This is a genomic window from Acidimicrobiales bacterium, assembly GCA_036378675.1.
Lineage (GTDB): Bacteria > Actinomycetota > Acidimicrobiia > Acidimicrobiales > Palsa-688 > DASUWA01.
The window spans coordinates 114,985-132,799 of sequence record DASUWA010000010.1 but is presented as its reverse complement, the minus strand read 5'-3'; the positions used below and the strand labels follow the sequence as shown (position 1 = coordinate 132,799).

Here is a 17,815-nt window from a genome sequence, read left to right as displayed (position 1 = left end):
CAACGGCGAGAAGATGCAGGACGGCCGCACCGGGGATCTCATCTTTGGCATTCCGCGCCTGATTGCCGAGATCTCCGCCGTGGTCCCGCTTCTGCCCGGGGACGTGATCTTCACCGGCACTCCTCCAGGGATCGGCGCGGTGCGCCAACCACCCCGATTCCTGCAGCCTGGTGATCTTCTGGAGACCTGGGTTGAGGGGATCGGTCACCTACGGAACCGGCTCGTATCCGTCCCCGACGGACGGTGAAGCCGATGTTCAGCTCCGAGCAGGAGCGCTACCTGGAGGACCACATGTGGGCGGTGCTGGCCACCGGCAGGTCCGACGGGTCGCCGCAGCAGTCCATGGTGGGTTACGTCGTCGATGGCGACGGGCGGTTGGTTGTGTCCGCCAAGCGGTACACCGCCAAGTGGAAGAACGCTTGCCGAAATCCGAAGGTCTCCATGACCGTCCCCGACGGACGGACCCATCTGGTCATATACGGCAGAGCCGAGACCATCGAAACCGACCCGTTGCGAGCGGAACTGAGTGCGGATGTATTCGCGAAGCTCTCCAATACGCCGCGACCGGATCCCGCCTCGCTCGTGTCGACGCTCGACGAGCAGCAACGGACCGTCATCCGAATCACTCCCGAAAAGGTCATCTTCGTCGAGTAGCGCTGAGAGGATCTGGCACCTCGACGGCGATCTATTCGACAGCGCTGCACCGGCTGCGCCATCGCGATATCGAAGCCGATGGTGCCGTGCTCGTGTGTCTGGACCGATTCGTTTGCCTGGCGGCACTGCAACTACAGGGACACTCGAGTGGCCGCGCTGGCTGGCGCGTTCAGTCAGGGTCTTGCTCGTCTTGTCGACGTTCGTGGCTGACTCGGCGCTGTCCCGTCGCGCCCTGTTCGCCGTCTCGAGTGGACCCGTTGACAGCATGCCATCAGTTCTGTAGTCTCTTATCAGAATCGAGTGGGCATGCCAAGTGGGGTTGGCCCCGGCTCATCGCCTACCGACTGAGAGGAGTTGTCATGCTCAAGCCGTTGGGCACTTCGCACACCACGCGGCGGCGAACTCGGCCGCGAGTCCTGAGCCACCGACACGGGCTGGACTTGAAGAGTGCTACGAGCAGGCCGTCGAGACCCTTAAGGGCAGCCGGGATCGGCTGCAGAAGCTCGCACAAAACCTCCTGGACCAGGAAACACTGGAGGAGGACGAGGCTTATGCCGCCGCGGGGATCAGCCGGGGCGCGTCGACCCGACAGCTCTGTACCCGCCGGGATGAACGGATCGCCAACATGATCCCGCTCTCCGACGGCGTGCCTGCGCGACGGTTCCCGATCGTCAACATCTCGCTGATCGTCGCCAACTTCGCGGTGTGGATCCTGTATGAGCTGCCGCATCTCAACTCGTCGATCTACCACGCCTCGTTCTATCCCTGCTCCGTCGACAACGCCTGCCAAGCGCCCGAACCTTGGGGGGTCAGCTGGATCACAGCCATGTTCCTCCACGGCAGCTGGGACCACATCCTCGGAAACATGCTCTTCCTGTACATCTTTGGCAAGAACGTCGAGGACGCCTTCGGGCCTCTGCGGTATCTCTTGTTCTACTTCGCCGGCGGATTCATCGCGATGATGAGTCAGACCGCCGCGACTCTTCTTGCGGGTTCGGCCCAGAACGCGCGGGTCCCGGAACTGGGGGCCAGCGGGGCGATCGCGGCGGTACTCGGCGCGTACTTCGTCCTGTATCCCCAATCCAAGGTCCGCACCTACATCTTCCCGATCTTCTTTGTCAGGATCCGGGCCTGGGTATTCCTCGGACTTTGGTTCCTCTACCAATTGGTCGAAGCCAACTTCGGCATGTTCAACGCTCAGGCAAACGGGGGCGGCGTCGCCTTCTTCGCCCACGTCGGCGGATTCGTCTTCGGGCTCGTGATAACCCGCATCCTTTGGCCGCGCATCGGGGACCAGTCGAGGACCCAGGCTGAGCAACCACCAGCGTGGAGCGGCAGCGGGTGGCGATAAGCAGCCGGTGGCCATCGGGCGGCTAGGACGAGAGAAGGAAGGGGACAAAGGACGACGCTCGCGGCCGCCGAATCCGCTTGGAGACCTCCGGAATACTGAGGATACGGAGACAGTTGGCGAAAAAAGGCCTGGCTGCCGATACCGATCGGTTGGCTCTCCGCCCAATACCTGGAGCGATCGGGCGACTTGTGAAGCGCTGGCGTGCAGCTGATACGTCGGTCGTTTCGAGTTGTGACGTTGGGCTCTATTTCATCCACGCCCACTGGGCTTTACGCTTAGAGCGTGCCTGAGCCGGGCAGCATCGATTGCCTCAGCGACAGCGAAATCATTGTGGTGGGCGTTGACGGATCCCCCCAAAGTGACGCCGCGCTCGGCTGGCAGGTAGCAGCTGATGAGCGCAGGGTGACCGGCTCGAGCATGAGCACGGGCCAGCGCCGCCGCGCAGAGCCGCCCATACAACGTCAGGTCGTCGGGACGGGCGTCGTCGAGCTCGACCGTGCCCTTCATGTCGCGCAGCTGACGCACGTAAGTGTCGAAACCGCCGGCGCGGGCCCAACCCAGGAACACATCGCTGGCGGCCTGCATGATGCGCTGTCCGACCACGACCCGCTTCCCCTGGTTTGAGCGGCAGCCCTCCACAGCCGCCAAACCGTCCCCATCGGAGAGCCCCGCGGTCCGGGCCGCCACCACCAGGCTGGCGGCGAGGCGCTTGACGTCCCATTCCCACGGTCCCGGCTGGGTCTCGTCGAAGTCGTTGACATCGAATACCTGGTTGCGTTCGGGGGTGGCACAGGTGCCGAAGTTGCGAAGATGGGGGTCTCCGCAGATCTGCAGACGTATACCGGTGGAGGGGTGTGCGGCTCAGATCTGACGCCATTACGGCTGGCGCGCCACGGTAGAAGGAAAACGGCGACGCCATCATCCGCCCGTTCCGAACCGCAACCAGCTCGGGCAGCCGGTTCGCGTTGGACCGGATCAGGATCTCGATCGGGTCAGGACGGTCGGGTGGCGGTGTCCATCGGCCGTGACTGCGGCGGGGAACCCGGGCGCGCAGCGCGCGTCCGGCTTCGAGCATCTCCGCTCGAGTCCGCGGTGCGCCGTCGACTGAACTCGTGGGTCCTTACCACGGATCGGTAGCGGGCAGAGGCAGTCTTGCCAGGCGCCTGGCCTTGGCGGCCGGGAGCCCTAGCAGGCGTAGGCAGGCTTCGCACAGATCGTCGACCGAGCTGTCCTCGAGCCGGTCGGGCTGACTCTGGTGCAGCCGCAGCAACCCAATCAGGCCTCCAGCCACGGCGCTGAGGGCGACCTCCGCCTCACCGAAACTGAATTGCCCCGCGGCTTGCCCGGCCCGGATATCCCGCAATGCACGAGGCGCCAGGCCGCCCGGCACGTCGAGGAGATCGAGGCCGGCGCCGGTGATGAACCGAGCAACCTCAGGGTGGGTCCAGCCCAGGCGGGCCGATAGCCGGAGCGATGTCGCGAACACCTCCGCCGGGTCGGTGATGCCGGCGGAGGCGAGATCGATCATGCGGCCCCAGCGTTCGAGGACCTCGGTCGAGGCCGTCTCGAACAGCTGCTCCTTGCTCTCGAAGTGGTTGTAGAACGACCCGAATCCGATGTCGGCAACTTCGGTGATCTCCTGGATACTGGCTCGGTCCCCGCGCCCTTCGGCGATCAACCGGATCGCGGCGTCGATAAGCGCTTGCCGGGTCCGCGCCTTGCGCCGGTCCAAGCGGGTGGGGCCAGACGACGTGCTCGCCGATGCCGCAGTCACAACAGCCTCCAATCTCGCCGTCGTATCAGGTTCGCTACCCGGCGGCTCCGCACACGAAGAGACGTGGGCTGAGCCGCCGGAGGAGGAACGATCATTACTGACGAACAACTACACAACTGATCCTATATGGTCACGGGAATGCTTGCGGGCATGAACGGGGAATTCCGGCCGCTTGTTTCGCAGCGATTCCACTGTGTGCTGAGTTCGCCGCATCTCGATGCCCTGGACGAGCGTCGAGACCCCGTACACGAGATTGAACAGTCCGAACAGCAAGGCCAAGGTGACCGCGCCAATGCCGGGTCGGGCGAACAGCGCAATCCCGAAGGCGATCGAAATCAGACCGCTCACGAAGAAGAGGGCGCGAGTTCCGGCAGTTTCGTCAACCTTGAACCCGGCATAGATCTCGACAAGGCCGGTGAGCGTCGCCCATGCGCCGACGAGCAGCCCCAATACCAGCGCCGTCGGTGCGGGCCAGGCCAGAGCGACCACCGCGGCCCCGATGTCGAGGAGACCGATCAATAGATGACGTACAACCGGGCCGGCCGTCCCGCTGCTGAAGGCCCGGGTGGCCTCCAGACTGGCGGCCATGAGGGCGAAGACGGCGAACATGACGACCAGCGCCAGGACGGTGACGCTGGGCCACGCCAGCGCCACGACACCGATGGCGACGGCCAGGATGCCTCGCCATATGAGGGACGTACTCAATGACTTGAACATGACAGCTCCTTTCGGGTGATGGCTGTGGCTCCCCATTCTGGTACGGGCACCACAGAACTGATGAAAGAATACAATACTGATGAGTCATTGTCAACTGGCTCGAGTCGAGGTCGATGGTCGAGAGGGGATGACCCACTCCTACGAAATGGGGTCGGTTCACACCGTCCTCTTCGCGAACCCGAGGTCCGAGCGGCAAGGCAGAGCGTTACGGTCTCGTCGACTTATGCGGCGCCCGCGGTATCGAACCGGTACTAGTGAAGGAGGACGTATCACCTGCGACCGCTCGACGCGAAGCTAACTATTGCCGACTGATGGCTGGCGACCCTGGATCACTCAGACCCGGCAGAGGAGCTGCTCCATCCCGCGTCCATCCCGCGTATGGCGTTATACGTCGTCGTTCGCAATCATTCGATTAACCGGCTGACCAGCGAAAATTCTGGGCGGGCTCCATTGTGGTCGTCCGCTTGCGCAGCACTGATAATGCTGAGGTCGGTGGTTCGATTCCACCTAGCCCCACAAGAGCCGTGCTCAGAAGGGGTGCTGGACTAGGAAGTTCTCGGGAGAGCCCGGACAGTCGTGGCAGGCGGCGGGCTTCGAGGCGATAATCACCTTCGGACTGGTGCTCATGGTCCTAAAACTCGCTAATGGTGGGTCTACCTGGTCGGCCCCGTAGTGGGCGCGGTCATCGCCGGCGGCGTTGCGTCCGTCCTGCGCGGGTCCGCCAAGGCCGAGGAAGCCGGCGCTACCTCACCCGATAAAGAACAGCTCGCCTAGGAGGATCCGAGCGGTGCGCCGAACGGCGGTCAGAGCCGCGGGCACCTGTACGGGCGACTGGAATCACCCCCGGAACCGGGTGGGGTCTCTCTTACGCCTGCAACTCGCTTGCCGTTGACTTCCTGGCCTTGCTGGCGTAGACCTTCTCGTCAGTGGCCGCGGGAGGCGCGCGATGCACCATCGGGCAAATCCTTCAAGTTTCGCAACCCCGACCGCACCCTTCATCGTCCCCTTCCCGCCGCCCTTCGCGCTCTCGTCGGTCGGCACCACCGAAGTTCGGGACTTCCTGATTCGCCGCGTACACCAACCGACCTCTCGGAGACTTGAAAGCGAGGTACATCGCTATGGCACCCACGACAGCTGATTCCGTCCGGCCCTTCGAGGTCCACGTCGAGGAAGAGGACCTGCTTGACCTCCGCCGGCGGATTGCCGCGACGCGCTGGCCCAGTAAGGAGCTGGTCACAGATCGGTCACAGGGGGTCCAGTTGGCGGCAATTCAGGCCCTCGCGCGCTACTGGACCACTGAATACGACTGGCGTCGATGTGAGAAGAAACTGAACGCGCTGCCGCAGTTCACAACCGAGATCGACGGGATTGACATCCACTTCATTCACGTCGAGTCGCACCACGAGAACGCGTTGCCGCTGATCATGACCCACGGATGGCCCGGCTCGATCATCGAGCTGCTCGAGACCGTCGGCCCGCTCACCGATCCGACCGCGCACGGCGGCTCCGCCGAGGACGCGTTCGACCTGGTGCTGCCGTCGATCCCCGGCTACGGATTCTCCTCCGAACCAGCCGAGCTCGGCTGGTGGGCCGGCAGGGTAGCCGAGGCTTGGCCGAAGCTGATGCACCGCCTCGGTTACACGCGTTACGTCGCCCAGGGCGGTGACGTTGGCGCAGCAGTCACCGACGCGATGGGCCGACAGGCACCCGAAGGGTTGATCGGCATTCATACAAACTTGTTCGTCCCAGGACTGGCGGGCGGCTCATTCCCGCACGAGACCGAGGAGGAGCGCGCTGCGGTTGCTGCGGGGACCGCGTTCAGGGCGAGCGGCTTCGGCTACTTCCTCGAGCAGGCCACTCGGCCCCAGACGATCGGGTACGCCCTGCTGGATTCGCCGGTCGCGCTGGCGGCATGGATGCTCGATCATGACACCGACAGCTACTACAAGATCTCCCGCGCCTTTGTTGACGACCAGCCCGCCGGAAATCTCACCCGGGACCACATCCTCGACAACATCACGCTCTACTGGCTGACGGGCACGGGGGCCTCAGCCGCCCGGTCTTACTGGGAGAGCGGACAAGCCACCGCGCGCGCGGCCGGGCAGGCTCCACCGCCGGTCACGGTACCGGTCGGATTCACGACGTTCCCGGGCGAGATCGTCGCAACCCCGCGCACTTGGGTGGAGCAGGCCTACCCAACCCTCACCTATTTCAACAAAGTCGACAAGGGCGGCCACTTCGCAGCCTGGGAGGAGCCACAACTGTTTTCGGACGAGCTCCGCGCCGCCTTCAGATCGCTCCGTGCGGTAGCCACACGTCGACCTGAGTCTTCTAGCTAGAAGGTGCAAGGAGTTCTTCGAGGGCAGGATCCCGAGTTGGCAGGACCCATGGTCTTTTGGGTGTGAGGACGAGCGGCGCGGAGCCAAATTCCACGCCCGAACGCGAGATTTACGCCCGAACTGCACCAGACATCCGCCGCACTCCAAGCCGCCCCACTCCCTCACCCGTCCGGGAGTCCACCTACTCTGTCAAACCAACGACCGATGCCTCGCGGACGCCGGCAAGGTGCTGGACTCGGATTAGCATCTCGGGCGTGGCACGAATCGAGTTCCCCGCACGGGGGCTGGGGGAGCATGCCGACTGGGCGCTCCTGAGGCCCGAGATAGGGATGGGCATGGGGGCACTGTCCTCCGCCGTCTATGAGAAGTCGAAGCTCGACCTCCGTGAACGCGAGGCCGCCCGGTGGACGATCGCGCTGATCAACGATTGCGTCGTCTGCCAGAACACCCGGGCCAAGCACGCCGATGTTTCCGGGATAGACGAGGACTTCTACGCGCAAGTCACGGAGTGGAGAACTACCACCGAGTTGACCGAGCGGGAACGACTGGCTGCCGAGTTCGCATTCCATTTCGCCTTGGACCACCAGGCGATGGACGACGAGTTCTGGGGCCGGCTCCGTCGAGCGTACGCGGACGACGAAATCGCGGATCTCACCATGTGCTGCGGGGCGTGGCTCGGGATGGGTCGGATGCTCGCGGTGCTGGGCGTCCGCGCACCCGATGAGAGGCTGCTGGTCTAAGAGGAGCGGTAGGCGTTGCCTCGGCGTTCGATGAAGGCGAGTACGTCGTCCTCGGAGCGATCTGGCAGGCCCATCATCACCTCGGTGACGCCGGCCGCCTCCCACTCATCGAGCATCTGCTGGTCAGGTTTCGGGTGAAGGACGACTATCTCCGGACGTCCCGCACGCCCGGATTCCTGCCACACGGAACCGAGTTGCCGGGCTAAATCGGCGACGTTCTCCTCCAGGGGGGTGGTTATCCATCCGTCAGCCGAGCGAGCGATCCACCGGAAGTTCGCCTGCGTGCCGCGTGCGCCCAGGAGCACCGGAACCCGTGGTTGCTGGAGTGTCTTCGGCCAGGCCCAGCTCGGGCCGAAACTTACGAACTCCCCTTCGTATGCGGCCGTCTCGTTTTGCCAGAGTTCCCCCATGGCTTCCAGGTACTCGCGCAGAACCGTCTTGCGCTTTTTCGCCGGGACGCCATGGTCGGCCATCTCCTCGACGTTCCACCCGAAGCCCGCTCCGAGAACCACCCGCCCCCCCGAGAGGAAGTCCAAGGTAGCGATGGTCTTGGCCAGGGTGATCGGATCGTGTTCGAATGGGAGCGCCACCGCGGTTCCGAGGCGGATTCGGCTCGTGACCGAGGCCGCCGATGCCAGGGCGACCCACGGATCGAGGGTCCGCATGTAGCGGTCGTCGGGAAGGGTTTCGTCCCCGGTGGCGGGATGGATGGTCTCGCGCTTCACCGGGATATGGGTGTGCTCGGGCACATAGAAGGCATGGAAGCCGTGCTCCTCCGCCGCCATTGCTGCTCGCGAGGGGCGGATACCCCTGTCGCTGGTGAAAAGGACGAGGCTGAATCTCACGAGCAATCACCTGACCCCATCGGGAACCGAGTCGACACGGTGGTCGTGTTTAGTCAATCTTGTGGCCCGAGCGATGAATGCCGGACCGCTGGGCGGGACCCCTATCCCATGGCGAGCCGGGCACGAGCCGCGGGCACGAAGTCGTCTCGATGGAGGCTAAGGGTCCTAGACGGAGTCGAAGTGACCACGTCCGCCCTGCGGTCAACCGAGTGAAGAAGAGCGATCTCCCCGAATTGGTCGCCTCGCTGCAGTTCACCTGTCTTGTCGCCGTCGATGAGCACGTCCGCCCGACCGTCGACCATCACGTAATACCGGTCTCCACGCTCACCTTGGCGCACGATCGTTGCCCCGGCAGGCCAGCGGTCGACGACACTTCGATCGGCAAGGCGGTTCAGGGCGAATGAATCGAGATGGGACAGCAGACCGGTGGACAGAATCGAGGCTCTCCGGTGCCGAGTCATGTCTCCTGCATCGACGATCGGCGCCAAATCGAGCGAGTCGAGCTTTGGATCTTCGCTCCCCGTTACGGTGGCCAAGAAGGCGTCTCGGGCCAGTATCAGCAGATGCATCGGGGACAGCGACCTAACCGTTGCGGCTCGAGGCGCATCCCGCAGCAAGGCTCTCTCCCCGAAGCTCTGCCCCGCGCTGAGGACGTCCACCGCGTACCCATCCACGAGAACCTCCGCTGACCCGTCCTTGATCACGTAGAAACGGTCTCCGGTCTCGCCTTGACGAACCACCTCGACACCTGCCTCGGAGACGAGCAACGGGGTTACTTGGCTTGCGAGAGAGTCGAGGGACGCGATGTCGAGACGCTGGAGACAGGGCACCCCGTGAAGCAGATCAAGCAGAGCGGATCGTTCCTCGGCGGTGACATCAACGTGGTGCAGCACTCGCCACCCGCTCGCGACGACGAGCGGAAGCGGAACGGCCGCGATGAGCAGGGCGGGCCGTATCCCGATCGTCGAAGCCATAAGCGGTCCGAGGAACCCGCCGAAGCCTTCGAGCGCCAGCTTCGTCGACTCGATCGTTCCGGTCACGCTCGGAATGAGCGGTGAATCGACGAGCCTCATCAGGATCGATGACGTGGCGACATCCGACACCGCCATTCCGATGCCCCACGCGACGACCAATGCCATAGCAACGTCAAACACGGGTACGCCGGCTATCACCGCCAACGGAATCCCGCATGCGGCGAGAGCAGCCGCTGCGGGGGTGCCTATTCGGCGTCGCGTGACCAGCCGTGAAGATATCGGAGCAGCTATCAGCGATCCGATGCCGGCGGCCATCATCAAAAGGCCGACTCCGGTGCTGCCGGCGTGGAGCAAGCGGAGCGATGCAATTACAGCCACTCCAATCCACATCCCTCGCACGAACGTGCGGAGCCCGCTCACCACCAGGATTCCAGCGACGGCTGGATTGCGGACCTCGTTGAAGGCCTCCCGGACGACCGAGGGGGAACCGGGGGTCCAGCGACGAAGCCCTTCGGGCGGTTGGGCCGCACGCTGCGTTGTCGTTCCGAGACCTGACGTGAGCACTGCGGAGACACCGAATAGAGCAGCCGCCCCCGCGAACACCGCTTGGGGTGTTGTGGCCGCGAGTAGGACACCCCCGAGGACGGCGCCGATCGCCTGGCTCAGGGTCTTGACCGTACTCAGAGTTGTTGCCGCGATCACTACCTCGTGGGGCGACCTCGCTGCTGCCGGTATGAGGGCCGCCTGGGCTGGCCGGTAGAGAGCCGAGACTAAGGCGTCCACGCTCAGAAGAATCAGTAACGGCAGGAGATGCGCGCCCGAAGCCGCTACCAGTGCGCTGCCAGCAACTCCAACTCCGCGGGTCACCGCAACTGCACTCAGCACGCGGACTTTGGGCCATCGACTAACGACTGCGCTGCTGAACAGGCTGCTGATCGATGCCAAGAACAGGCGGGCCCCGACGAACCCCACGGCGATAGAACCGTTCGTGCGGAAGGCGTCAACCGACAGGGCTGTCACGTACCCCCACTCGGCGATCGTCACGAAAGCGAACGCGACCACCAGACGCCCGAGATACCGGTTGGCGAGAAGCGTCTGGATCGGGCTCTCGGGCCGCAGCGACCGCCTGGACTGGTCGGACCGAACCCATGGCTGCCGACGAGACCGGCCTGTCTCGCCGGCGGGGGCTTTCATCGAATGGAATATGCCCGAGCGTCCGAGGCCGCGCAACAGACTCTGGATGAACGGCAGACGCAATTTCCGGGGACCGTCGGAGCGAGTTGGCGTCGGGTCCGACTCCTGGCCAAATATGGGCTGTGGCCCAGACTGCAACGGAAAGCGAGAGCGGTTCGACGCGACCAGCGGGGGGCCGGATCGTGGTCGGTGTCGACGGCTCGGAGTCGTCTCTCGGTGCATTGGATTGGGCGGCGGGTCAGGCCGAGCTCACCGGAGCGGAAATCGAGGTGGTCGTGACATGGGAATGGCCGACCAGCTACGGCTGGGCGGTCCCCTACCCGGAGGGATGGAACCCTCGAGACGACGCCACCAAGGTGACCGACGAACCAGTGGCTCGGACTCGCCAGGCTCACCCGTCGCTGAGCATCAGCGTGACTGTCACGGAAGGGCATCCGGCGCCCGTGTTGGTGGAAGCCTCGCGCGGAGCAGACTTGTTGGTGGTCGGGAGCCGCGGGCACGGCGAGTTCGCTGGCATGCTGCTCGGATCGGTCAGCGAGCACTGCGTCACGAATGCGCATTGCCCAGTGCTCGTCTTCCGGCGGTGACGAACTCCGGACCGTCCGAACGGCTCGCTACCTGATCGTTCCCCTCCCGGCGATCAACGGCAGATCCAAGGGGGTCACCCACCCGGGTGGGAGGTCATTGACCGCCGGGATGGCGTTCAGCGCTCGCAAACCGGTGGCGAGGCACCCAGCGGTCGCCGCGTCACGACCGCTTCCATCGGTGAACCGGAACGCAGTCTCCTGGGCGATCGACGGGCTTCCCTCGATCTCGACTCTGTACACGTCGTTCTGATTTCCGGTGGGCCACTCAGGGGCTGAGCCGGGCCCTACCCGATTTACGTGCTCCAAGCAGATTCGGGGTTGCCCCTTCACGATCCCGTTGATTGTGAATCGCACCGCGGCAACGCAACCGGGTTCGACGACGCCCCTCGCGGTGTCAATCGGGTGGTCGGTGGTCCACTTTTGCCATGTCGTGGTGATCTCGTCGACCTCGACGCCCGCGGCCGCTCCGATCATCGGGATGGTGGGCCCCCATGCGAGCACGAGCACATCCGGAATTTCCAGGATGCATTTGTGATCCGGGGGCTTTCCGATGCCCATTTCGGACTCGTAGTCCCCCTCATAGTTGGTGTAGTCGAGCAACTCCAATGCTCTAACGGACTTGACCTCGCCGCACAGCCCCATCAGGGTCATTGGAAACAGGTCGTTGGCGAATCCAGGATCGATACCGGTGGTAAAGCAAGATGACCGACCTTCCTCGCAAGCTTCGGTGATCGGCTCGATCCAGTTCGGTGGGTTCCATTTCGAGGTAGGCCACACCCAGGGCGTCATCGCGGTCGACACGACATCGATACCCGCACGGAGAAAGCCTCCGATCACACGGATGTTCTCATCGGCGTGCGCTGCGGTCGGGCCATAGTGAGCGAGCGCGTCGGGTCTCAGAGCGATGAGCGACTCGAGGTCATCAGTCGCGGCTACTCCAAGAGGGCCGATACCTGCCAGCTCACCGGCGTCCGTGCCGACCTTCTTGCCATCGTGCACTCCCACGCCTGCAAGTTCGAACTGAGGGTGGCGGGCTATCTCGGCGATCATCATTTTCCCGACGAAACCCGTACCCCACACGACAACGCGCTTGGCCATGGCTGGGAACGCTAGCGTCCGGGCAACTTCAGCGAATCACGCCCCGGTGCCGTGAAATAGCCGCGCGATGACGAGACCGACACCGGCGGCTCCAGGCCGAGCCACTTGTCGCGATTAGCTGTGATCGTCGAAGCGACCCCTCGGCAGCTACGGATGGGCCGAGCCGTGTGATTGGAGCAGTTGGTGTGCCTGCATCCCTCACGACTCGACGGGTTCGAGCGACTGCACGTGCTCCTCTTGTACGCGAAGGATGGCATCGTCACCGCGAAAGAGGACGACCCAGCCGTCCTCCCGTTGCACGTCGACGTTTTCGAAGGTCTCTCGGACAACCTGGTTGTCGTCTCCGTAGACCATGCGATAGGTAGGCATCTGTCCTGCTCCTTCTTCCCGTGTCCCTGCTCTTCCAGGGTCAGTGCGAACAGCCCCATTCAACCCCGATCTGGCCGTCGGAAAAAGGGGTGACCGGGTGATCCAGAGTCATCCGTTCCGGGTGACACAGCAACCCCCGGGGGGATCCCCGCCGCCGCGCTAGCTCCCGAAGAACATGTGTATGCACTTGTCGAGGCCTACGATCTCAGCTGGTTCGAAGGCGCGAGACGCCTCCTCCCACCCCTCGCGTGTGAGCTCGTAGGCGAGTATCTCCTTGGGGACACCGCGTGGTGCCTCCCGGTGCCGCCCGTTTTCCCTGTACCCGATCGCTCGCGATACGGCCTGAGACGCAGGATTGTCGAGGAACGCAGCCGATCGGGCTATCTCGGCACCGAGGCCTTCGAACGCGAGTTGCAGGACGGCTGCGCGCATCTCCCGGCCGAAGCCCTGCCCCTGTGCGGACGCGGTCAGCCAGGAGCCGGTCGACACTTCCTTGAGTACCTGAAAGTGCTTCCCGATGAGGCTCTGAACCCCGACCGGCCGGCCGGCGTCGAACACCGCCATCCCGAGATGCCAATCGTCGACGCTCCAGCTCGCCCGTTGGCTCCACCAGTGCTGCACGGAACCGACGCGGCGGACCGTCCCTTTGGCGTCGGTCCACGGAATCGAGAAGGGCATCGTTCCGGGGTCGTGGATCCCTTCATCAATCGAATCCAGGAGCCCTGCAAAGTCATCGTCTGTCGGCGGGCGCAGAACCAGCCGGCGAGTGACCAGCTTCAGCCCGAACAGCGGCCAGAAATCCGACGTCATTCGTTAATCATGACGGGGCGAGCCGTAAGGGTCACGGGATTAATCAATAGAGTGAGCGAGCCATGCTCTCACGGAAGGCCTTCTTCTCGTTTGTCGAGTTGACCGACTCGACCAAACACCACCAGTACAACGAGTACCACCAGCTGGACCACCGACCCTCGAACCTCGCGCTTCCTTCGGTCGTGTGGGGCGACCGGTGGGTGCGGACGCCTGACTGCGCGGATGCGAGCGGAGCGGCACGCAAGCCCCTCGATCGCGTCCAGTACGTCGCGATGTACTGGTTCGCGGATCCGGTCGACGAGTCCATCAACGAGTGGCGCGAACTCGGTGAGAAGGCGTTCCAGTGGGGCCGCAAGCCCGACACCGACTGGTCACGGCGCGAGGTCGGGTACTTCGTTCCGCTCAAGGGCTACGTGAATCCGCGGGTACGAGTCTCCGAAGACGCGCTGCCTTTCCGGCCGGTCAAGGGCGTGCATGTCACGGTCAGCCTCATCAGCGAGCCACATTCGTCAGCGACCGAAGAGATGTACTCGTGGTACGACACGGTTCACATTCCGGACCTGGTGTCTTGCGCCGGTGTCGCCGGGGCATGGACTTTCTACAGCGAGTGGAACACCCTGCTCGAGGATGACCAGCGCCGCATGCCGGGAGGAGCGAGGGTCACCCTGCTTTACCTCGATGGCGATCCCCTCGAATTTGTGGCCGCACGAAAGCAGCACATGGCCGATTGGAAGGCCGCCGGCCGGCTTCTTGACACCGCACCGACGGAAAGGGTGCTACTCGATTCGCCTCTGCTCGACATCCGCCCTTGGCAGTGGGGTTGGTTCGACCGGCAGGGGACCGGCGCATAGACGATGCGATTCCCTGCGGCCGGTGGGGAGTTGACGTTGGGCATTCACACGCCGATCGTCATACAGACGCCCGGAGGGCACGCCCGTTGGGAGGAACGCGCCGGCCCGGACGAGCTGCGCGTTTTGGTCGCTGCAGCGGACCGCCTCGGTTACCACCACCTGACCTGCAGCGAACATTTCGCCATTCCCCTGCATCAGAACAAGTGGCGCGGCGTCGTCTACTGGGATCCGGCTTCGACGTTGGGCTGGATCGCCGCGCTTACATCCCAGATCCTTCTCGCCACCAACGTCGTCGTTGTCGGCTATCACCATCCCCTCGAGTTACTAAAGACCTACGGAACCCTCGATCGTCTCAGCGGCGGCCGATTGATATTCGGAGTAGGTGTGGGGACATTGCGGGAGGAGTTCGAGATTCTGGGTTCGCCCTTCGGCGACCGGGGCAGCCGTGCGGACGATGCACTGGCCGCGATTCGCGCCGGATGGGGAAGCTCGAGTGTCGAGTTCGAGGGTGATTACTTCGACTACCGCGATCTCACCGTGGAGCCCCACTCGCCCCGCAAGCAGCCACGGGTCTGGGTCGGTGGTTCCACCCAGCGTTCCCTCAGGCGTGCGCTTGAGTTTGGGGACGGTTGGACACCGTTCGGCCTGTCGGCGGATGAGATCTCGGACATGCTCTCCCGTGCCGATCCGGCCGATGGATTCGAAGTAATCCTGCCGTCCGGTCCGCTGGATCCGAGAGGTTCGCCTGAAGAAACCGTACAGAGACTCGACTCCTTGCAGCGCGCCGGCGCTACCGCGGTCCACTGCGCCTTCCTGCACCACTCTCTGGATGACTATCTCGAACAGCTGGAAGCGCTCTCGGAGCTCGCTCGAAGCTCCAACTAGCTAGCTGACACCAACCTGGTGGAGCTCGATCTGGTTTCCGGAAGGGTCGCTCAGGAACGCCTGGAGGCTTGTGGCGACCGGGATCGCGTCGCTCACTTCGAGGCTGCGACCGCGCAGTTCCGTGATGACCGACACCAGATCGTCCACTTGCAGCGCGAAATGCTGTCCCTGCAGGGGCGGAGTCGGCGCGTTTATGAGGTGAACCTGTTGGCCGCCGGCGTCGAGCCAGGCGCCGGCGAAACCGAAGTCCGGCCGATCAGTCCTCTCGCTCAGTCCGAGGACCTCGGTGTAGAAACGCTTGGCCGATTCGACATCCTCAACGTTGATCGACACGTGGTGTACGCCGGACACATTCATGACCGGGACTCCGCGAGTGCCTTGACCTTTTCGAGGGTGCGTCGCATGTCGTTCCGGTTCCGGCGCCCCCTGGCCCAGCCGAACAGCGACCAGTAGACACGTAGCAGCAGATTCGGCGCGAGAGCGAACGACTCGGTGATATCCGTTCCACCGCCGTTCGGCTCCAATCGGTAGCTCCAGGTGTTCAGGGGTGCCCCCGGTTTGCCGACGCCGAATGAAAAGACCTTGCCGGGTTCGGACTCGATCACCGAGCAGGTCGTCCAGTAGACCGGGCCCTTCTCGTTCCGGCGAACGTGGCCGCGGAACCTGGCCCCGGGTGCCGGTCCGGTGGCGCCGTCAAGCCATTCGGCTTCGAAGGTCTCCGGGCTGAAGTTGCCTATCTGGGTCACGTCGCTGACCAGGTTCCAGACCTTTTCGGGCGGCGCGTCGATGTGGACCGTCACGGATGCGTGCACGACCAGACGCTATCCCCGAACCCCACGTGACATCCACGGGTGCCGTATGTGACACTCGCGCTGCCACCGGCTACGGACACAGGGAGGGCCGGCCGTGAGATATGACTTGCTCGTTCGAGGTGGGAAAGTCGTCGACGGTAGGGGTGGCGCTCCCTTCACCGCCGACGTCGGTGTCGCCGGCGGGCTGATCGCCGAGATCGGGCACCTCGACCGTTCTTCCGCCCGGGAGCTGGTTGACGCTGACGGCGCAGTTGTGATCCCGGGGTTCGTCGATATCCACACCCACTACGACGGCCAGGCCACGTGGGATTCACGGCTTTCGCCTTCGTCGAACCACGGCGTGACGACGGTGGTCATGGGGAACTGTGGCGTTGGCTTCGCACCTGTACGCGAGGGCGACCAGGGCCAGCTCATCGAGCTGATGGAAGGCGTGGAGGACCTTCCGGGGACGGTGCTGCACGAAGGGCTTTCTTGGGACTGGGAGTCCTTCGAGGGGTACCTCGACGCGTTAGAACGGCGTCGGCATGACGTCGACTTCGCCGCACAGGTCTGCCATGGCCCGCTTCGCCTCTACGTGATGGGGCAGCGAGGAGCAGATCGCGAGCCTGCGACACGGGCGGAGATCGAAGAGATGGGCCGCCTTGCAGCGGCCGGCATCCGTGCTGGGGCCTTGGGGTTCACCACATCGAGGACGCTCAACCACCGCACCAGCAAAGGCGAGCCGACGCCCACCCTTACGGCCGCGCGGGAGGAACTTGTGGGCATCGCCGAAGCCATAAGTGGGACCGGCCAGGGAGTCCTGCAGGTGATCTCCGACTTCCCGGATTTCGATGACGAGATGAAGACCCTCATCGACATGATGAGCGTATCGGGGCGTCCGCTCTCGATATCCCTCGCTCAGGCCAAGCCGGGCACCGAATATCGGCGGAGCCTTGACGCGATCACATCCGCGCAGCAGGCAGGCCTCGAAATGCGGGCCCAAGTCGCCTCGCGGGCGATCGGCTTGCTCATCGGGCTCCAGGGTTCGGTGAACCCGCTCAAACCGTCCCAGACGTACCGCTCGCTCGAGCATCTGCCTCTGGCCGAAAGAGCCAAAAGGCTGGCCGATCCCGAGACACGTGACGCTGTGCTCGGCGAGATCCTCGACAGGCCGGGCGGCATGCGGCAACCCCTCGACCGAATCTTCGAACTGGGTGACCCCCCGGACTACGAGCCAGATCCCGACTGCAGCGTGGCGGCCAGAGCCACCCGGGACCGCCGGCGGGCCGAGGATCTCTATTACGACTTGTTGGTAAGAGGCGATGGCACAACGCTTCTCTACCTCCCCTTCGCCAACTACTTCGATGGAAACCTCGATGCAGCGGCCGAGATGCTGTCCCACCCTTACGCGGTTCCAGGACTAGGCGACGGAGGCGCGCACGTGGGCACCATCTGCGACGCCAGCTTCTCGACAACCTTGCTCGTGCACTGGGCACGCGACCGAAGCCGCGGGGAGCGATTCGAGCTGCCGTGGGTCGTCAACCGCCAGTGCAGGGCGACCGCCGAAGCCGTTGGGCTCTTGGATCGCGGTCTCATCGCTCCCGGCTACAAGGCCGATCTCAACGTCATCGACTTCGCCAATCTCGGCATGGGACACCCGAGAATCGTCAACGACCTGCCCGCGGGAGGAAAGCGGCTCGTGCAGTCCGCCACCGGTTATCTGCACACCCTCGTATCCGGGGTGGAAACTTACCGGGACGGAGAAGAGACGGGCGCCCTTCCCGGGTGCTTGGTTCGAGGCGCCCGACCCGACCCGAACTGACTTGTAATCACTGG

At 64.2% G+C, this 17,815-nt stretch carries 19 protein-coding genes, 1 tRNA gene and 1 pseudogene; 10 read left to right on the top strand and 11 right to left on the bottom strand.

Annotation, left to right across the window (positions count from 1 at the left end; all coding sequences use genetic code 11):
- The 3 genes from VFZ97_04125 to VFZ97_04115 all read left to right on the top strand — a co-directional run.
- Nucleotides 1-247, top strand: a 247-nt coding sequence (locus VFZ97_04125; GenBank protein ID HEX6392602.1) for a fumarylacetoacetate hydrolase family protein, incomplete at its 5' end; no start/stop codon positions are given.
- 5 nt (nucleotides 248-252) lie between these two features.
- Nucleotides 253-654: a pyridoxamine 5'-phosphate oxidase family protein gene (locus VFZ97_04120; protein HEX6392601.1), complete on the top strand. Its 402-nt coding sequence runs from the start codon at nucleotides 253-255 to the stop codon at nucleotides 652-654.
- A 313-nt stretch (nucleotides 655-967) separates the two neighbouring features.
- Nucleotides 968-2,005, top strand: coding sequence for a rhomboid family intramembrane serine protease (locus VFZ97_04115; GenBank protein ID HEX6392600.1), 1,038 nt, complete (start codon nucleotides 968-970; stop codon nucleotides 2,003-2,005).
- A gap of 249 nt (nucleotides 2,006-2,254) precedes the next feature.
- On the opposite strand, the gene VFZ97_04110 is transcribed toward VFZ97_04115, so the two are convergent.
- The 4 genes and pseudogenes from VFZ97_04110 to VFZ97_04095 form a co-directional block, all read right to left on the bottom strand.
- A complete protein-coding gene (locus tag VFZ97_04110) occupies nucleotides 2,255-2,644 on the bottom strand; it encodes a DUF2252 family protein (protein ID HEX6392599.1) in 390 nt (129 codons plus the stop codon).
- A 6-nt stretch (nucleotides 2,645-2,650) separates the two neighbouring features.
- Nucleotides 2,651-2,848: pseudogene (locus VFZ97_04105) on the bottom strand (DUF2252 family protein).
- A gap of 277 nt (nucleotides 2,849-3,125) precedes the next feature.
- Nucleotides 3,126-3,779 carry a TetR/AcrR family transcriptional regulator gene (locus tag VFZ97_04100; GenBank protein HEX6392598.1) on the bottom strand — a complete coding sequence of 218 codons (654 nt, stop codon included), beginning with the start codon at nucleotides 3,777-3,779 and terminating at the stop codon, nucleotides 3,126-3,128.
- Nucleotides 3,780-3,887: 108 nt separating this feature from the next.
- Nucleotides 3,888-4,496, bottom strand: a complete 609-nt coding sequence (locus tag VFZ97_04095; protein HEX6392597.1) for a DUF308 domain-containing protein — start codon at nucleotides 4,494-4,496, stop codon at nucleotides 3,888-3,890.
- Between the two features lie 442 nt (nucleotides 4,497-4,938).
- On the opposite strand from VFZ97_04095, the gene VFZ97_04090 reads away from it, so the two are divergent.
- The 3 genes from VFZ97_04090 (at nucleotide 4,939) to VFZ97_04080 (ending at nucleotide 7,575) form a co-directional block, all read left to right on the top strand.
- A tRNA-OTHER gene (locus VFZ97_04090) sits at nucleotides 4,939-5,012 on the top strand.
- 602 nt (nucleotides 5,013-5,614) lie between these two features.
- Complete coding sequence (locus tag VFZ97_04085; GenBank protein HEX6392596.1) at nucleotides 5,615-6,835, top strand: epoxide hydrolase; 1,221 nt, start codon at nucleotides 5,615-5,617, stop codon at nucleotides 6,833-6,835.
- Between the two features lie 254 nt (nucleotides 6,836-7,089).
- Nucleotides 7,090-7,575: a carboxymuconolactone decarboxylase family protein gene (locus VFZ97_04080; GenBank protein ID HEX6392595.1), complete on the top strand. Its 486-nt coding sequence runs from the start codon at nucleotides 7,090-7,092 to the stop codon at nucleotides 7,573-7,575.
- On the opposite strand, the gene VFZ97_04075 is transcribed toward VFZ97_04080, so the two are convergent.
- Together VFZ97_04075 and VFZ97_04070 are read right to left on the bottom strand one after the other, a co-directional pair.
- Nucleotides 7,572-8,420 (bottom strand): LLM class F420-dependent oxidoreductase, encoded by an 849-nt coding sequence (locus VFZ97_04075; protein HEX6392594.1) that lies wholly within the window; start codon nucleotides 8,418-8,420, stop codon nucleotides 7,572-7,574. The genes VFZ97_04080 and VFZ97_04075 overlap by 4 nt on opposite strands.
- A gap of 101 nt (nucleotides 8,421-8,521) precedes the next feature.
- Nucleotides 8,522-10,588, bottom strand: a complete 2,067-nt coding sequence (locus VFZ97_04070; GenBank protein HEX6392593.1) for a cyclic nucleotide-binding domain-containing protein — start codon at nucleotides 10,586-10,588, stop codon at nucleotides 8,522-8,524.
- A 182-nt stretch (nucleotides 10,589-10,770) separates the two neighbouring features.
- Between VFZ97_04070 and VFZ97_04065 the strand changes: the two genes are divergently transcribed.
- Complete coding sequence (locus VFZ97_04065; protein HEX6392592.1) at nucleotides 10,771-11,175, top strand: universal stress protein; 405 nt, start codon at nucleotides 10,771-10,773, stop codon at nucleotides 11,173-11,175.
- Nucleotides 11,176-11,202: 27 nt separating this feature from the next.
- Here VFZ97_04065 and VFZ97_04060 read toward each other — a convergent pair whose 3' ends face one another.
- The 3 genes from VFZ97_04060 to VFZ97_04050 all read right to left on the bottom strand — a co-directional run bounded on the left by VFZ97_04060 (nucleotide 11,203) and on the right by VFZ97_04050 (nucleotide 13,452).
- Nucleotides 11,203-12,273: a hypothetical protein gene (locus VFZ97_04060; protein ID HEX6392591.1), complete on the bottom strand. Its 1,071-nt coding sequence runs from the start codon at nucleotides 12,271-12,273 to the stop codon at nucleotides 11,203-11,205.
- Between the two features lie 198 nt (nucleotides 12,274-12,471).
- Complete coding sequence (locus VFZ97_04055; GenBank protein ID HEX6392590.1) at nucleotides 12,472-12,642, bottom strand: hypothetical protein; 171 nt, start codon at nucleotides 12,640-12,642, stop codon at nucleotides 12,472-12,474.
- 159 nt (nucleotides 12,643-12,801) lie between these two features.
- Nucleotides 12,802-13,452 (bottom strand): GNAT family protein, encoded by a 651-nt coding sequence (locus VFZ97_04050; GenBank protein ID HEX6392589.1) that lies wholly within the window; start codon nucleotides 13,450-13,452, stop codon nucleotides 12,802-12,804.
- Between the two features lie 62 nt (nucleotides 13,453-13,514).
- On the opposite strand from VFZ97_04050, the gene VFZ97_04045 reads away from it, so the two are divergent.
- A complete protein-coding gene (locus VFZ97_04045; protein ID HEX6392588.1) occupies nucleotides 13,515-14,303 on the top strand; it encodes a hypothetical protein in 789 nt (262 codons plus the stop codon).
- 3 nt (nucleotides 14,304-14,306) lie between these two features.
- Nucleotides 14,307-15,188 (top strand): TIGR03619 family F420-dependent LLM class oxidoreductase, encoded by an 882-nt coding sequence (locus tag VFZ97_04040; protein ID HEX6392587.1) that lies wholly within the window; start codon nucleotides 14,307-14,309, stop codon nucleotides 15,186-15,188.
- On the opposite strand, the gene VFZ97_04035 is transcribed toward VFZ97_04040, so the two are convergent.
- Nucleotides 15,189-15,545, bottom strand: coding sequence for a VOC family protein (locus VFZ97_04035; GenBank protein HEX6392586.1), 357 nt, complete (start codon nucleotides 15,543-15,545; stop codon nucleotides 15,189-15,191).
- A complete protein-coding gene (locus VFZ97_04030; GenBank protein HEX6392585.1) occupies nucleotides 15,542-16,000 on the bottom strand; it encodes an SRPBCC family protein in 459 nt (152 codons plus the stop codon). The genes VFZ97_04035 and VFZ97_04030 overlap by 4 nt, the downstream gene beginning before the upstream one ends.
- A gap of 94 nt (nucleotides 16,001-16,094) precedes the next feature.
- Here VFZ97_04030 and VFZ97_04025 point away from each other — a divergent pair, with 94 nt between their 5' ends.
- The gene (locus VFZ97_04025) at nucleotides 16,095-17,801 is read left to right on the top strand and encodes an amidohydrolase family protein (GenBank protein HEX6392584.1); all 1,707 of its coding nucleotides are present in this window, start codon (nucleotides 16,095-16,097) and stop codon (nucleotides 17,799-17,801) included.
- Nucleotides 17,802-17,815 lie beyond the last annotated feature (14 nt).

Coding starts and splice junctions, on each gene's coding strand:
- VFZ97_04120 (HEX6392601.1), top strand. CDS start 253: ATGTTCAGCTCCGAGCAGGAGCGCTACCTGGAGGACCACATGTGGGCG.
- VFZ97_04095 (HEX6392597.1), bottom strand. CDS start 4,496: ATGTTCAAGTCATTGAGTACGTCCCTCATATGGCGAGGCATCCTGGCC.
- VFZ97_04085 (HEX6392596.1), top strand. CDS start 5,615: ATGGCACCCACGACAGCTGATTCCGTCCGGCCCTTCGAGGTCCACGTC.
- VFZ97_04070 (HEX6392593.1), bottom strand. CDS start 10,588: ATGAAAGCCCCCGCCGGCGAGACAGGCCGGTCTCGTCGGCAGCCATGG.
- VFZ97_04060 (HEX6392591.1), bottom strand. CDS start 12,273: ATGGCCAAGCGCGTTGTCGTGTGGGGTACGGGTTTCGTCGGGAAAATG.
- VFZ97_04055 (HEX6392590.1), bottom strand. CDS start 12,642: ATGCCTACCTATCGCATGGTCTACGGAGACGACAACCAGGTTGTCCGA.
- VFZ97_04050 (HEX6392589.1), bottom strand. CDS start 13,452: ATGACGTCGGATTTCTGGCCGCTGTTCGGGCTGAAGCTGGTCACTCGC.
- VFZ97_04045 (HEX6392588.1), top strand. CDS start 13,515: ATGCTCTCACGGAAGGCCTTCTTCTCGTTTGTCGAGTTGACCGACTCG.
- VFZ97_04040 (HEX6392587.1), top strand. CDS start 14,307: ATGCGATTCCCTGCGGCCGGTGGGGAGTTGACGTTGGGCATTCACACG.
- VFZ97_04035 (HEX6392586.1), bottom strand. CDS start 15,545: ATGAATGTGTCCGGCGTACACCACGTGTCGATCAACGTTGAGGATGTC.